A 14,455-nucleotide genomic window follows, 5' to 3' on the forward strand; every position below is an offset into this window, starting at 1 on the left:
CTTCATGAAACGTTTTAAACGAATCTTGTGCTACATCGGAACGGATTCAAGCGAAGCGGCACTGTCCAGGGCGGTGAGTTTGGCGATCCAAAATGAGGCGTCGTTGACGATCATGGATGTGATCAAGCCGATCCCCAAAGGGATCGCCATGATTGATCCTGCGACCGAAGCGGATGAGCTACAGCAAATCATGGTTGATGAGCACGAACAGTCGTTGTTGGCACGATTGGCCGAATACGCCGACACCGCGGTTCCGATCGAATTGGTGGTCGCTACCGGCGATCCGGCAACCGAGATTATCCGACAAGTGATTTTGGCTGACATCGATTTGGTCATCAAGAACGCCGACGGTGTTCCCGGCCTCGGTGGCACATTTGGAAGTGTAGCGCGGTCCCTGCTGCGGATGTGTCCGTGCCCGGTGTGGTTGCTGAAGCCGGAGATACACGGCCAATTTGATCGAGTCCTCGCCGCGATCGATTTGGACGCGGATGACCATGAGCATCAGAAACTCAATCGCGATATCCTCGATCTCGCATTGTCGATCGCACAATCCGAACAAGCTCAATTGCATCTTGTTGCCGCGTGGGGGCTGTGGATGGAAGGTCCACTGCGAAAGCGGATGGGGGACGAAACGGTCGATCAAATGGTGACACTTCAACAAATGAAGGTGCGAAGTTCGCTCGATGAAATGATTCCCAGCGGAATGTATGACGACCATCGTATTCAAATTCACTTGCATCACGGTGATCCATCGGAAGTCATTCGCAGTGTGGCCGATACGATCGAAGCCGATTTGATGGTGATGGGAACGGTCTGTCGCAGCGGTGTGTCCGGAGCCTTGGTGGGGAATACCGCCGACACCATTTTTTCCGAACTGAGCTGTTCGATGCTTGCCATCAAGCCGGCGGGATTCCTTTCACCGGTCCAGGTTGCCGCGCGGGTTTGAGAGTCCCGCCCTGAAACCACGATTGTTGTGCAGCGGTCCTGCACAGATTTGTCTCGGTTAAATTCACTTCCTCTGTAATCATTTGAGTGCTTTGATGAGTATTGATCTAGCGACCCACTACGGCGGACTGACGCTGCGTACACCCATTGTCGTGGGGGCTTGCCCGTTGTCGACGGATGATCACATGCGAACAAGGCTGCAAGCGGCAGGTGCCGGCGCGATTGTCTTGCCTTCGGTTTTTGAAGAACAGGTGATTGATTGGACTCAGAAAATGGGGCGTCCGATCACCTACCGTGAAAAAGCGCTGCTGGCGCGAAGTGAGCGATTGAAAATTCGATCGGCATGTTCGGATGCCAACAGCTACTTGGCGTTACTTAAACGAGCGAGTTCACAACTCGATATCCCCGTAATCGCAAGTATGAACGGATACGCGGCCAACGGTTGGCTTGACTATGCGGGGGAATTACAAGAGGCCGATGCGGCGGCAATCGAATTGAACGTGCACCATCCGCCTGTTGACGAGCACTCCGGTTCTGGTGAAATCGAAGAGTCCATTGTGGCTGCGATCGAAGAAATTGATCAAGCAATCTCGATCCCATTGTTTGTCAAGATCGAGCGTGTTGGCGTCAGTCTGCCGCATCTCGCCCGGCGCGTCTGTTCGGGCGCCAGCGGTTTTGTGCTGTACGGAAGAGGACCGGATACCGACATCTGTCTCGATAACTTGAAGCTGAAATCGACGTGGAGTCTGACCTCGCCGGGATCTGCAATCCAGTTGGTCGATCCCATCATGCGAGTCCATTCGCATTGTCCTGCGATGTCGATTGCCGCCAGCGGGGGAATCGCCAGCAGCGATGATGTGATCAAGGTGCTGCTGGCCGGAGCGGACGTCGCGATGGTGACCAGCGAGTTGTATCGATCGGGGCCTGAGGTGATTGGAAAACTCATCGACGGTCTGATTGAGTTTCTAAAACGACATCAATTCAACTCGATCAACGATCTTCAATTAAATCGTCCGATCGAATTTGCCGACGAGGAATCGCGTGTTCACTACGTTGCTGCGCTTTCGGCAAAACTCAATGTCGTTCGCTCCAATGCGGTTGGCGATTAAATCGCGAACGAAGAGCACCACGGCGGAGAACCCGCCGGTTCCAAATCATGCCTCATTTGTAACATCCGCATTCGGCTTTGGCGGTTGGCGAATCGAAACGACCTCGTCGGTTAAATCAATGCCGACCGGACACCATGTGATACACCGTCCGCAGCCTGTACATCCGATCGTGTCGAATTGGTCCTGCCACGTCGCGAGCTTGTGCGTCAGCCATTGACGATATCGGCTGCGAACGTCGTTGCGAACGGTGCCACCCGCAGTGTAACTAAAACTAAGATTAAAACACGAGTCCCACTGACGGACGCGTGTTACATCGCTCTGGTCCAAATCGCTGACTTCGTCGACGGTCGAGCAAAAACAGGTGGGGCAAACCATCGTGCAATTGGTACACGACAAACAACGCGTGGCAACCTCGTCCCAGTGTGGATGCTCAAGATTGTCAAGTAGATCGTCGTGAAGGTTTCTCGTATCAAGCTGTTTAGTGATCGCTTGTTTTGCGTTCTCGAGCTCGCACGCGGCAGATTGCTTCTGATCCACGTCTGCAAACTCGAGATCGAGTTCGGCGATGATGTTTTTCCCGACTTCACTTTGGGCTTCCACACAAAACCCCTCGTCCGTTTCCGTCAATGCAATGTCGAAACCACTTTCACATTCCGGGCCGGTGTTCATTGAGGTGCAAAAGCATGTTGCCGCAGCGGTAGAGCATTGAACGGCGATGATCAATGCGGATTCCCGACGTTGCAAATAGATGGGATCAGCGAAATCGTCATTCAAAAAGACGCGGTCCTGGATTTCGATCGCTGCTAGATCGCAGCCCCGTACCCCGAATAACGCAAGCTTTTCGGGGGCCTCGATTTTATCCGTAAATTGCCAGCCGTCACGGGTAAGCTTGGCCCCGCTGAGCTGTTGACGAGCGGGATAAAGGAATTTTTTCCATGAATCAGGGCTCGAGTTGAAACCGAATTGCCGCTGGCTCGACGTGGTTTGAATTTGATAGGTTGCCGGGGACTGTGTATCGGTCCATCCCGTGGGCAGCTGATCCACATCGGCGAGCGTTTCGTACACAATCGCCGCGTTCCGTACGGTCGGACCAACGACGCGGTATCCGCGGCGATGAAGCGTATCGATCAATCGTTGCAACTCGCTCCTCGGCAACCACCATGTCTCGTGGATCGATGGCTTCTTCATGCGGTTGTCCCCTGCGGTTGATGGAACAAATCGAGCAGTTGCAAACGAGTCGCTACCAAGCGTTTCGACAGCGATCTGGCGATCGTATGCATCACCTTGTATCCAATGTCGTGATTTTGTTCGCACAGCTGCAAAAGCGCGACCGCATCAAATGAAATCAATGTTGTTTCGAGAGTGGCGACCGCCGTTGCCGTCATTCGTTGGTCGCCCAGCAGTGCGGACCATCCCAACAAATCGCCGGGGCCCGCCGTCAACATCGCTTTCGCTCCGGCTCGCGTTCCCGACATCTCAAGCCGGACCCTTCCCTCTTTGATCCAATAGATTCTGGCATGAACTTCGCCTTCACGAAATAGAAGCTGCTGCGCGGGATACGTCTGCAGCGATGCTAACTCAGCCAACGGTTCAACGGAAAACAGCGAGCCTTCCTTGTCGAGTTGATCGTGGCTCATCGTCGAAAGTCCCTAACAGTAAGTAAACAGCGAAATCAGCCGGTCGAAGGATGGTCAAAACAAAGCAAAGCGAATGCCAAGATCGGATGCGTTGCCGGCAAGCAAAGGCACAAATGCCAACGTGAAACGTTGTCGCAGGGTAGAATAAATGAATGTATCTCTTGCCAAAAAAGGGCAGCGGTACCTCGACTCGGCGATTTGCGACGTCGCATCATCGATACGGGTGTGCATGACGTCACATCAAAAGTGCCATGCAGAACATTGCTTATTTCGGTACCGCGGTAAACTAAGTTTCGTGAGGCGGATTTTTCCAAATCAGTGGCAAATCCTCGTCAACGTGATCCGAAGAATTCGATCTGAAAAAAGGGAGCATGCGATGACAACATTCGCAAAGGGTGACGAAGCGGTGGAGGCATGGATGTCCACATCGATTTCGGCGGTTGATCGAGAGGCGACGGTCCGTGACGTGTTGGAGTTGATGAAATCAAAAAATGTTTCTTCCATTCCCGTCGTCGATTCCGAAGGAAACGTGGTTGGGATCGTGACCCGGGGGGATCTTGCCAATGTGGTCCTTTCGACCGATCAAATTCTCGACAGCGACTATCCGCATTTCGAAGACTGTTTATGGGCCGTCGAGTTGATCCAGCGGCGATTTGGCACCGACAAAGTCACCGAGGTGATGAGTGAAAATGTGGCGTTGGTCCACCCCGAAACCACCATGAACGATGCGGCCAAACAAATGGCGGACGATGGTTTCCACCACTTGGCCGTGACCAAGAACAAGAAATTGTTGGGAATGTTATCCGCTAGCGACTTTGTCCGCTTGGTCGCCGGCGGCAGTGGAGGCAAGGACGCTGGTGCGTGAAATCAAGACACTGCACGGCGCGTGTCTTAGCACGTGACGCGAGTTGCTGCCTAGAAACAGCCGCTGGATTAATGTTTCACGCTGGTCGCCGGTAATGATCAAATCACACTTTTGCTGTTCTGCATATTCCACAATGCCGTGACCGATATGACTCGACTCGAGCGTTTTCGCCTGAGCGATGAAACCTCTCGATTGCAGGTCGGTCTTGATCGTTTCGATCGTTTCAACGGCGATCGGCCGCAGGTCTTGACGATACTTCGATGCTTGATGAAACAATTCTTGATCATAGAAATGCAAGATTTGCTCGACATAAACCAAATGAATTTCCGTCGACGTCGATAAACCCAAACGGGCAATCCATGCCGCTAAATCGACGTCGCTCTCCGCATTGCTAATGGCGATCAAGACTCGCGACGGCGCGGGCGAGGCCATCTTGGGATCGGGCGTTTGGTTCCCCATGGGGCGCACGACCAATGTCGAGCAGTCGGCGTGGGTCGCTACGTAGTCCGATACACTGCCCAACAAGACGCGGGCGAGAGCGGAATGTCCGGTGGCCCCCATCAACACCAAATCGATTCGTTTCTCTCGCGCCAAGCGAACAATTTCATGGCCGGGGGGACCAATCGGCGACAGCGTTTCAATCGATCGAAACTCGTTGCGTGCGAACGCGGCCATTGCGTTGAGCGATTCTCGAATGGCCTCGATTTCACGCTGCATCACACTGGCAGCATCCATGGCAAACATGGTGCCGCTGAGATCGTATTCGGGCACTCGTGGCGATACGGTCACCAGCGACAGATCCACTTCGTCATGACAGGGCATTCGCTTCAAGCAATCCAATGCGTAGCTTGCATAAGCGGATCGATCGACTGCCGCTAAGACTCGCATGTGACGTTCCTCTCATTTCTCAAGGATTCATTCCGGATGCGTTGGACTCATTGCGGGATGGGTTGGCACAGAACGTGCATTTTATTGGATGCATAAACCTGTTGCCAAAATCCGCCGGAGACAGACCGATGCGCCGAATCAAATGGAAAGACACCCCGCATGAAAAAATCTTCTGGGCAGCCGTCATCGCTGTCGCCCTGCTCTCGATACTCGTGTTCGCAACACGCGCCGCTGGACTTTAGCTCAATATGGATTCGCTTTCGGAAAGTTGTTTATCGTTGGCACAAGAGGATTGGTTGTAGCGTTCGAGCAATCGATACAATTTACGGCGGTGGATACCCAGTTTTCTCGCGGTACGTGCTTTGTTCCCCTTCTCTTTGGAAAGCACCTCCAGCACATGCGTTTTTACTAAATCATCCACTTTCACATCCGGCGACCCGACGACAAAATTCGCTTGACCGATTCCGTTGGATTCGCGATGCCGATCGTCGCAGGCAATTGATTGTAACCCCGTGGGGTGCGCGATCTCGGCGGGCAAATCATCGAGTGTGATTTCGTGGTGGTCCGCAAGGATCGTGGCGCGTTCGATCACATTGATTAGTTGACGTACATTGCCCGGCCATGAATAGCGTAACAGCACATCACGCGCATCCGGTTCGATTGACCACCCTCCGGGCAACAAGTGATCGACTAACAGCCCAACGTCCCCTTCACGTTGGCGGAGCGGCGGAAGCATCAGTGAGAATACGTTGATGCGATAAAATAGATCCTCGCGAAACGTCCCCTCTTTCACCGCTTGCGTTAGATCACGATTCGTCGCCGCAATAATTCGAACTTTGACTTTACGCTCGCGATGAGAACCGATTCGGCGAAGCGAACCGTCTTCGAGGACCCGCAGCAGTTTGGGTTGCAGCGCCAGCGGAAGCTCGCCAATTTCGTCAATGAATAAGGTGCCTCCATCGGCAATTTCAAATAGACCGAGTTTTTCGGATGACGCGCCTGTAAACGAACCTTTTTGATGACCGAACAGTTCACTCTCAACAAGATTTTCTGGCAGCGCTGCGCAATTGATGGTGACAAACGGATTGTCCGCGAGCAGACTGCGTTCTTGAATCGAACGCGCCACAACCTCTTTTCCAGTGCCGCTCTCGCCTTCGATCAACACCGGCTTGCCCGTCGGTGCTACCTTCTCAATCATCCGCACCACGTCCCGCATCGCACTCGACTCACCAACCAAGGTTTGCTTGGGGGTCGAACGTGACACCAACTCTTTTAGCTGAATGTTCTCTTTGCGAAGATGATTGCGGTCGCGCGCTAACAGACAACGGTGCTCGAGATCGCCAAGCGAGCAAGGCTTGGTCAAGTAATCGCAGGCCCCAAGCTTCATTGCCGAAACCGCCGTTTCGATGCTGCCGTGCCCCGTAAGAAAGACGACTTCGAGGTTCAATTTCGCTTCGCAAATTCGCTGCATCAATTCCAGCCCGTTCATGCCGGGCATGTCGATATCCAAAACTGCAACATCGAACGTGTCTCGCTCGAGCAGCATCATCGCCTGGGCCCCGCTGGCGGCCTCTTGAACGTTGTGCCCTTTTCGCTCCATGTACTTCATACAACTACGGCGATAATCGTCTTCGTCATCAACCAATAGCAGCTTGATAGGTGGGGGGGACATCATCAAATACCCAAGTGAGTGCGGTGAAGCGAGCTGGAAACATGGATCCATCCACCAGCGTGGAGCGAACATTGTTCCAATTGCGGTTTTACGAAGAAAACCGTATCTAAGCCTGTCTGCATGTGCGTATTGTCGCACATTTGGCGTGCGTTATGTCTCGCTTTTGTTCGCTTGGGATGGCGACGATAAGGCATTCCCATCTGCGGTGATCGTCACGTAGATCATGCCGCCTCCATCATCGTGGTTGGTCGCTTCGATTTCGCCTCGATGGGCTTCGACGATACGACGACAAATCGCTAATCCGAGTCCTGTTCCATGTTGTTTGGTGGTGTAGAAGGGGTCAAAAACAAGTGGCAGCGTCTCGGCGGCAAAACCGTGACCGTGATCGTGGAAGGTCAATTGGACGGCGTCGTCGTGACGCCGCATGATCCGTTCGCAGTGAACATCGATTTCCGCGATATCCTCACAGGCATCGATTGCATTTTCGATTAGATGGTGGCACACCAGTTTCATTTTTTCACGGTCGACGTGGGCCACATCGGCGTGCTCACTTTCACATGAAAAGCGGAGTTGATGCGGAAAGTATTCATGTCGGACTGCGATTTCGTCAAAGGCGATTTGGCAAAGATGTAACAAGCGGACGCGTTGTGGTCTGAGCGTGATTGGTTCGGCGTAGCGTCGTACCTCCTCGTAATTTCCCATCAAATCCGCGAGCGAGTTGCGGATGCCTTGGGACAGATTCATCTGCTCGGGGTCATTCTTTAGATCCAGCTCCAGCAGATCCAAGCAGGCTATGGCGCGTTGCAAGGCGTTTCGGCTTTCGTGAGCAAGTCCGCTGGCCATTTGAGCAATCGCCGCCAATCGTTCGGATTGCAGCAAATTGGGATCCAATCGTGGTGTATCCGCGTGAGCAAAGTGGGCAAGGCAAGGCGACGTGACGGTTCCGCTGATGGGTTGAAGCGTTAATTTCAACGAAAGGTTTTGATTGTTCTTGCTCTTGAGAACCACCTCTTGTTCATGCTGTTGCGGTTCCCACTCGGATTGTGACGCACCGCGCGCCGAATGTGCCCGACGGAGGCATTTTGCGAGGTTGGGGAACAGGGCAGCGGAAGATTTCCCAAGCAGTTCTTCAGATGAATAGCCCAACAAGTCGGTAAGTTTGTTGTTTGCAAATAAGATGGTGCCATTGACATCGATCACAGCAGAAGCGAGGGGCGAAGACTGCAGGAACCGACGGACCAGCGGCGCGTTGTCCAACAGTTGCTTTTTGGTTTTCGTCATCATTTACGCTCGCCTCATGTGTGAAGTACAGCGTTCACTAGCAACCGCGATGCCGAATCGAGTTTCCTTTGCAAAGTTCTTACTGCCAAAAGGGGCGTTTTCTTCGCTTGAACCGGTGGGGATGAGATTGAGATGAAGAAAATCTTGTCAAATTGTCGCGTATTTCGTTCGACCGAACTCGACTAGTAGACCCTTACTGTGACGATTCGGTATGATTGTCGGCGAGAGCAACCGTTTTTTGGGCCCGCCAGAGAATCGCCACACCTGAATTGCCGTTCGATGGACTATCCCTTTCGCATTTTGATTATTGAGGACAACCCTGATACGCGGGCCAATTTGCGCGACATTCTCGAGCTCGATGGTCACGAGGTGGTGGTGGCGTCCTCGTTTGACGAATCCAGGGCCGTCGCGCGGACGAACAAGGTCGGGTTGGTCATCACCGACCGGCGGTTGCCCGAAGGGATGATCGAAGAATTTCTTCCCGAAGTGAAAGAAGACTCGGCCAATGCCGACATCATCGTTGTGACCGGTTTTGGCGATATGCAGAGCACGATCGCCGCACTGCGTTTGGGGGTGACCGACTATGTGATCAAGCCGATCATCCCCGATGACATCCGCTCGATTGTCAAGCGAATCGCCGAAAAGAAACGCTTGCAGGCGGAGTTGGCCGAAGAGCATTACTTTACCAACGAGGTGCTCAGGACGGTCGAGGCCATCGTTTTGGTGCTCGATCTCGATGGCAACGTGATCCGCTTTAACCCCTATTTCCAACAATTGTCCGGTTGGACGCAGGCGGATTTGAAAGGACTGGATTGGTTCGCCCATTGTGTTCCTGAACACGAGCGTGATCGCGTCAAAGAAGTCTTTGTTGCGACCTCGCGTCTGGAAAACACTCGCGGGATCGTGAACGATGTGTTGGGCAAGGACGGTCGGAGTCACCGCATTCGTTGGTCCAACACCATTCTGAAAAGTAGCGAGGGAACGGCGGAGGCGGTGTTGGCGGTCGGAGTGGACGTCAGCGACCTTGTCGAAGCCCAGTCCCGAGCACTGCAGGCAGAGCGGCTGGCTGCGATCGGCCAGACGATGACGGCGCTCAGCCACGAAAGCCGCAATGCGTTGCAGCGCATCAAGGCGGCCTCGGACGTGCTTTCGCTGGAGATTGCCGGGAACAAAAACGCCGAGGATGATCTGCATGCAATTCAACGAGCGAGCAGCGATTTGCAGTGTCTGCTTGAAGAGGTGCGTTCGTTTGCAGCCCCCATTCAAGTGCATTGTCATGCAACGTCGCTGGATCATGTATGGCGTCGTGCCTGGAGCGATATCGCGACCGTTCGCCAAGGACGGGATGCCGGGCTGGCTGCGTCGTGCGATAGCGAAAATTTGGAGATCGAAATTGATACGGTCCGCATGGAGCAGGTCTTTCGCAATTTATTCGAAAACTCGCTCGCCGCATGTCATGATCCGGTGCGAATTCAGATCGATTTTTGTAGCCTAAACGACGACGTGGAATTCAAGGTCACCGACAATGGTCCCGGTTTGAACCCCGACCAACAGCAAAAGCTGTTTGAACCGTTTTACACAACAAAGCGAACCGGGACGGGGCTGGGAATGTCAATTTGCCAACGCATTATTGAAGCGCATGGCGGCACGATCCGGGTCGAACCTTGCTCCTCCGGCGCATGCGTGGCTATTCGTATGCCACGGCACGCTTGCCCCGACCTCTTGAACCCTTCTCAATTCGCATCGCTCGAGTAAGCACACTGTTTCGTGGCTCGATTCTTGAACCAAAACCATGCCAGGTTTGAACTCTCATGCAAAATCAAGATCAGGTCCTGCTTGCCGCGTTGTTGAGGACGGCCGTTGATGCGATTATCGTGATCAACGATCGGGGGATCATGCAGTCGGTCAATCCCGCTACCACCAAATTGTTTGGCTATGACGAAGCGGAAATGGTGGGTGAAAACGTCAAACTGCTGATGCCGTCGCCCTACCGCGATGAACATGATGGCTATCTTCGTAGTTACCACGAAACCGGCCGCGCCAAGATTATCGGGATCGGTCGCGAGGTCACCGGCAAACGAAAAGATGAAACGACGTTTCCAATGCACTTAGCCGTCAGCGAGGTGCCGCTGGGGGACAAGAAACTGTTTGCCGGGATCGTTCGCGATATCAGCGACTTGAAAAATGCTCAGCAGCAACTCAGTGAAATCAACGATCAACTTGAACATCGGGTTCGCAAGCGGACGAGCGAGTTGCATGCGGCTCAGGCGGAATTGCTGAAAGCCGGAAAACTCGCAACGCTCGGCCAAGTTTCTGGAGGAATCGCGCACGAGATTCGCAATCCGCTCAATGCCGTTCGCACCTCGGCCTACTATCTTCGCAATGCTAGAAATCTGACTCCGGCCAAGACACTTGAGCATCTCGATCGTATCGATCGGCAGGTTTCCTTGATCGAAAAAGTAATCACCGCTTTGTCCGATTTTGTCCGCTTGCCCGAACCACGTTTGACCAAATGTAACGTCAACGAGTTGATCGCCGACGTGATCGCCGACGTTTCGGTTCCGGATAGTGTTAGCGTGCAAATTCAAGTCGCAACCGATCTGCCCATCGCGATGGTTGACCCCAATCAAATCTCGATCGTATTGCACAATCTGTTACGAAACGCCGCGGATGCGATGCCCGATGGCGGCACCATCACGCTCGCATCAAACGTGACCGATACCGAGGTGGTCGTCGAAGTGATTGATACGGGGGTCGGAATCGAAGACGAGCATATTCGACGGATTACCGAACCGCTTTATTCCACCAAGGCGCAAGGCATGGGGTTGGGGTTGGCCGTTTCGGCCGCGATTCTCGATAAAAATCATGGGCATCTGGAAGTTGAGAGCCAACTCGGGGTGGGGACGACCTTTGCAGTTCATTTGCCACGACATTTTCGAGCCTGATTGATCCTGAGGGCACAGGTGAATGGCCGAAAGGGCGCGCTTGAGTCCGAGTGATCCGATTCAGCTACTGTCTCGATACGCGTTTGCTGCTTTGGCACCGCAGATGCAGTTGCATGGTTGCCCAACAGGGTCACGACTCGATCGGAAACGACCCCCATCCGACGCGTCGGTCAATCAAAGCAGAGCGATGGAAGGACGACGGATGAGCGAACCGAACGAGCAAACCGGTTGAGCAAACCGGGGGCTGACAACCTCAACACCGCCAAGTGGCAATCGATGGCTGCCCCACTCTCTAAACCGAATTACCAAAATCCATGGCATGTGGACGCGGCGGTGTTGACCGAGATTCGTGAAGAGACGCCTGGCGTTGCCACGTTTAAATTCGATTGGGTGGACGCTGGTTCGTCGCAACGCGTTGCTGCGCGACCAGGCCAATTCAACATGCTATATGTCCCGGCGGTGGGCGAGGTGGCAATTTCTGTCAGCAACGACGAAATTCGCTCCGGTCCAATCGTGCACACCATTCGCGAAGTTGGGAATGTGACCCGAGCGATTTTTCGGATGGCGGTAGGCGACACAATCGGAGTTCGAGGGCCCTTCGGTTCGGTTTGGCCCCTCGATCGCTGTGTCGATCACGACGTGGTTTTGGTTTGTGGTGGGATTGGTTTGGCACCGATGCGAACACTCGTGAATGAAATGATTCGTTGTCGAGATCGCTACGGTGAGGTGCATTTGTTGATTGGGGCGCGGACACCGGATGATTTGCTCTACCAACACGAATACGCACTGTGGGAATCGCATGGCATCCAGGTCCATACGACCGTGGACCAGGCGGTAGCGACGTGGACGGGGAACATCGGTGTGGTGATACTATTGCTTGAGCGACTGAAATTAAGAAATCCCGCTCAAACCTTGCTGATGACATGCGGTCCGGAGGTGATGATGATGTACTCGATCCAGTCTGCGATCTCGCGTGGCTTGCAGCGCCCGAACATCTGGCTATCGCTCGAACGGAACATGAACTGTGCCGTGGCCACCTGCGGACATTGTCAATTTGGGCCGTACTTTGTTTGCAAGGACGGTCCGGTATTGTCGTTCGATCGCGTCGAGCGGTTGATGGAGGTGACCGATCTATGAGCCATTTGCCAAGTAAAGAAAAGAAGCGACTTGCCGTTTTTAAATTTGCATCCTGTGACGGATGCCAGCTTTCGCTGTTGAGCTGCGAAGACGAATTGCTTGCGCTCACCGACAAGCTGGAGATTGCTCATTTCTTGGAAGCCAGTAGTCGCACCTTGCCCGGGCCGTTTGATTTGACGCTCGTCGAAGGTTCGGTATCGACAAACGAAGATGTCGACCGGATTCATGAAATCCGTCGTCAATCGCGAGTGTTGGTGACGATCGGAGCGTGTGCGACGGCGGGAGGAATTCAATCGCTGCGAAATTGGGCGGATCATGAAGAGTATCTGCAGTATGTTTACCCCCATCCCGAATATCTCGATTCACTCGCGACCAGCACCGCAATCAGTGATCATGTTCCGGTCGAATTTGAGTTGCGTGGTTGTCCGATCGACAAACACCAATTGCTTGAGGTCATACTTGCGTTTTTAAACGAGCGTCGACCTAATATCCCCTCGCACAGTGTTTGTTTGGACTGCAAACGACGTGGCACGATTTGTATCGCAGTGACCGAAGACCAACCCTGTCTTGGCCCGATTACTCAGGCCGGGTGTGGCGCGATTTGCCCCGCGTACCATCGTGCGTGCTACGGTTGTTTCGGCCCTTGTGCGCAAGCCAATACGGCGTCCTTGTCAGATCAGTATCTAAACCAAGGGACCACTGCGATGCAGATGGTGCATCAATTGCGAAATATGAACGCGGGGGCGCGGTTATTTCAAATCGAGAGCGATCGTATCGAAAACAACCCTTCTTCAAATTAGGTCACGCCCATGAGCCGCGAACGAAACATCACGGTCAACGCATTGACCCGCGTCGAAGGGGAAGGGGCATTGCATATTCAGCTTGATGGCGACGAAGTCGAAGACGTGCGGTTGTCGATCTATGAGCCTCCGCGTTTCTTCGAGGCGCTGTTGCGTGGTCGAGCGATGGAAGAGGTGCCAGACATCACGGCGCGAATATGCGGTATCTGTCCTGTTGCCTATCAAATGACTTCGGTTCACGCCTTGGAAACGGCGTTGGGGATTACGGTGACACCGGAGATCCGATCGCTTCGGCGATTGCTTTACTGTGGTGAATGGATCGAAAGCCATACACTCCATGTTTTCTTGCTTCACGCCCCCGATTTTTTTGGATCGGCGAGCGGGATCGAGCTGGCTCGACAATTCCCGCAACAGATCAATGACGGTTTACGCATCAAGAAGGTCGGGAATTCAATTCTCGAGATCATTGGCGGCCGGGCGATTCATCCCGTGAATGTTCGCATCGGTGGTTTTCATCGCTTGCCATCGCGTGAGGAGCTGACACCGTTGTTGTCGCAGCTTCAGTGGGCTTTCGAAACCGCGATCGAGTTGGCGGACTGGATCGCCGGATTTCCATTCCCCTGCTTTGACGTCGACGGCGAGTGGGTTGCGCTAAGTCATCCCGATGAATATCCAATGAACGCAGGGCGAATCGCTTCGACCCGGTTTCCGACGATCGATGTCGACGAATACGAGCAAAACTTTGTCGAAGAACATGCTGCCCACAGCACGGCACTGCAATCAACGCGTCGTGGACAGACTGCACCCTACTTTCTTGGACCGCTATCGCGATTGGCACTGAATCGCAGCCGGCTGTCGCCACAGGCGTTGGCATTGGCCGAGAAAATCTGTCCGGTATCCGGTCTGCAAAACCGCTTCCATTCGATTCTGGCGCGGATCATTGAGATCGTCAGTTGCCTAGAGGAATCGATCGCGATCATCCAGCGGTACAAAACCGCTAAACAGGCATTCATGCCATATGTTGCAAAAACCGGATTCGGATGCGCTGCAACCGAGGCTCCTCGTGGCTTGATCTATCATCACTACGGCATCACGGACGATGGTCTTGTTTCGGATGCCAAGATTGTGCCTCCGACGTCACAGAATCAGCGACAAATCGAATCCGATTTAAAGTGC

Annotated in this window: 13 protein-coding genes; 8 read left to right on the forward strand and 5 right to left on the reverse strand. The window is 53.6% G+C overall.

Annotation, left to right across the window (positions count from 1 at the left end):
- Together RMSM_RS30300 and RMSM_RS30305 are read left to right on the forward strand one after the other, a co-directional pair.
- Positions 1-946: universal stress protein (locus tag RMSM_RS30300; RefSeq protein WP_315850162.1), on the forward strand; the 946-nt coding region annotated here is incomplete at its 5' end.
- Positions 947-1,040: 94 nt separating this feature from the next.
- Positions 1,041-2,054: a beta/alpha barrel domain-containing protein gene (locus tag RMSM_RS30305; protein ID WP_008706461.1), complete on the forward strand. Its 1,014-nt coding sequence runs from the start codon at positions 1,041-1,043 to the stop codon at positions 2,052-2,054.
- Positions 2,055-2,099: 45 nt separating this feature from the next.
- On the opposite strand, the gene RMSM_RS30310 is transcribed toward RMSM_RS30305, so the two are convergent.
- Both RMSM_RS30310 and RMSM_RS30315 read right to left on the reverse strand, forming a co-directional pair.
- Positions 2,100-3,242 carry a 4Fe-4S dicluster domain-containing protein gene (locus RMSM_RS30310; protein ID WP_008706463.1) on the reverse strand — a complete coding sequence of 381 codons (1,143 nt, stop codon included), beginning with the start codon at positions 3,240-3,242 and terminating at the stop codon, positions 2,100-2,102.
- The gene (locus tag RMSM_RS30315) at positions 3,239-3,691 is read right to left on the reverse strand and encodes a cyclic nucleotide-binding domain-containing protein (protein ID WP_008706465.1); all 453 of its coding nucleotides are present in this window, start codon (positions 3,689-3,691) and stop codon (positions 3,239-3,241) included. The genes RMSM_RS30310 and RMSM_RS30315 overlap by 4 nt, the downstream gene beginning before the upstream one ends.
- A 376-nt stretch (positions 3,692-4,067) precedes the next feature.
- Here RMSM_RS30315 and RMSM_RS30320 point away from each other — a divergent pair, with 376 nt between their 5' ends.
- Entirely contained in the window at positions 4,068-4,556 is a 489-nt protein-coding gene (locus RMSM_RS30320; RefSeq protein WP_008706469.1) for a CBS domain-containing protein, read from the forward strand.
- Here the strand turns inward: RMSM_RS30320 and RMSM_RS30325 are convergent.
- From RMSM_RS30325 to RMSM_RS37545, 3 genes are all read right to left on the reverse strand, one after another.
- On the reverse strand, positions 4,491-5,444 hold the full coding sequence (locus RMSM_RS30325) for a universal stress protein (protein ID WP_008706470.1): 954 nt from the start codon (positions 5,442-5,444) through the stop codon (positions 4,491-4,493). The genes RMSM_RS30320 and RMSM_RS30325 overlap by 66 nt on opposite strands.
- 238 nt (positions 5,445-5,682) lie before the next feature.
- Positions 5,683-7,116 (reverse strand): sigma-54-dependent transcriptional regulator, encoded by a 1,434-nt coding sequence (locus RMSM_RS30330; RefSeq protein WP_040770290.1) that lies wholly within the window; start codon positions 7,114-7,116, stop codon positions 5,683-5,685.
- A gap of 150 nt (positions 7,117-7,266) precedes the next feature.
- Positions 7,267-8,400: a two-component system sensor histidine kinase NtrB gene (locus tag RMSM_RS37545; RefSeq protein ID WP_008706476.1), complete on the reverse strand. Its 1,134-nt coding sequence runs from the start codon at positions 8,398-8,400 to the stop codon at positions 7,267-7,269.
- A gap of 276 nt (positions 8,401-8,676) precedes the next feature.
- On the opposite strand from RMSM_RS37545, the gene RMSM_RS30340 reads away from it, so the two are divergent.
- From RMSM_RS30340 to RMSM_RS30365, 5 genes are all read left to right on the forward strand, one after another.
- On the forward strand, positions 8,677-10,152 hold the full coding sequence (locus tag RMSM_RS30340; RefSeq protein ID WP_008706478.1) for an ATP-binding protein: 1,476 nt from the start codon (positions 8,677-8,679) through the stop codon (positions 10,150-10,152).
- Positions 10,153-10,208: 56 nt separating this feature from the next.
- Positions 10,209-11,342: a two-component system sensor histidine kinase NtrB gene (locus RMSM_RS30345; protein ID WP_008706480.1), complete on the forward strand. Its 1,134-nt coding sequence runs from the start codon at positions 10,209-10,211 to the stop codon at positions 11,340-11,342.
- 228 nt (positions 11,343-11,570) lie between these two features.
- Positions 11,571-12,479: an FAD/NAD(P)-binding protein gene (locus tag RMSM_RS30355; RefSeq protein WP_008706483.1), complete on the forward strand. Its 909-nt coding sequence runs from the start codon at positions 11,571-11,573 to the stop codon at positions 12,477-12,479.
- Positions 12,476-13,279, forward strand: a complete 804-nt coding sequence (locus tag RMSM_RS30360) for an NADH-quinone oxidoreductase subunit B family protein (RefSeq protein WP_008706485.1) — start codon at positions 12,476-12,478, stop codon at positions 13,277-13,279. Before RMSM_RS30355 ends, RMSM_RS30360 begins: the two co-directional genes overlap by 4 nt.
- Before the next feature lie 9 nt (positions 13,280-13,288).
- On the forward strand, positions 13,289-14,455 hold a 1,167-nt coding region (locus tag RMSM_RS30365; protein WP_008706488.1), incomplete at its 3' end, for a Ni/Fe hydrogenase subunit alpha.

It is taken from the genome of Rhodopirellula maiorica SM1 (assembly GCF_000346295.1).
GTDB lineage: Bacteria > Planctomycetota > Planctomycetia > Pirellulales > Pirellulaceae > Novipirellula > Novipirellula maiorica.

What these genes read in the sequence shown, in the direction of transcription:
- RMSM_RS30305 (WP_008706461.1), top strand. Translation starts at nt 1,041, where the DNA reads ATGAGTATTGATCTAGCGACCCACTACGGCGGACTGACGCTGCGTACA.
- RMSM_RS30310 (WP_008706463.1), bottom strand. Translation starts at nt 3,242, where the DNA reads ATGAAGAAGCCATCGATCCACGAGACATGGTGGTTGCCGAGGAGCGAG.
- RMSM_RS30315 (WP_008706465.1), bottom strand. Translation starts at nt 3,691, where the DNA reads ATGAGCCACGATCAACTCGACAAGGAAGGCTCGCTGTTTTCCGTTGAA.
- RMSM_RS30320 (WP_008706469.1), top strand. Translation starts at nt 4,068, where the DNA reads ATGACAACATTCGCAAAGGGTGACGAAGCGGTGGAGGCATGGATGTCC.
- RMSM_RS30325 (WP_008706470.1), bottom strand. Translation starts at nt 5,444, where the DNA reads ATGCGAGTCTTAGCGGCAGTCGATCGATCCGCTTATGCAAGCTACGCA.
- RMSM_RS30330 (WP_040770290.1), bottom strand. Translation starts at nt 7,116, where the DNA reads ATGTCCCCCCCACCTATCAAGCTGCTATTGGTTGATGACGAAGACGAT.
- RMSM_RS37545 (WP_008706476.1), bottom strand. Translation starts at nt 8,400, where the DNA reads ATGATGACGAAAACCAAAAAGCAACTGTTGGACAACGCGCCGCTGGTC.
- RMSM_RS30340 (WP_008706478.1), top strand. Translation starts at nt 8,677, where the DNA reads ATGGACTATCCCTTTCGCATTTTGATTATTGAGGACAACCCTGATACG.
- RMSM_RS30345 (WP_008706480.1), top strand. Translation starts at nt 10,209, where the DNA reads ATGCAAAATCAAGATCAGGTCCTGCTTGCCGCGTTGTTGAGGACGGCC.
- RMSM_RS30360 (WP_008706485.1), top strand. Translation starts at nt 12,476, where the DNA reads ATGAGCCATTTGCCAAGTAAAGAAAAGAAGCGACTTGCCGTTTTTAAA.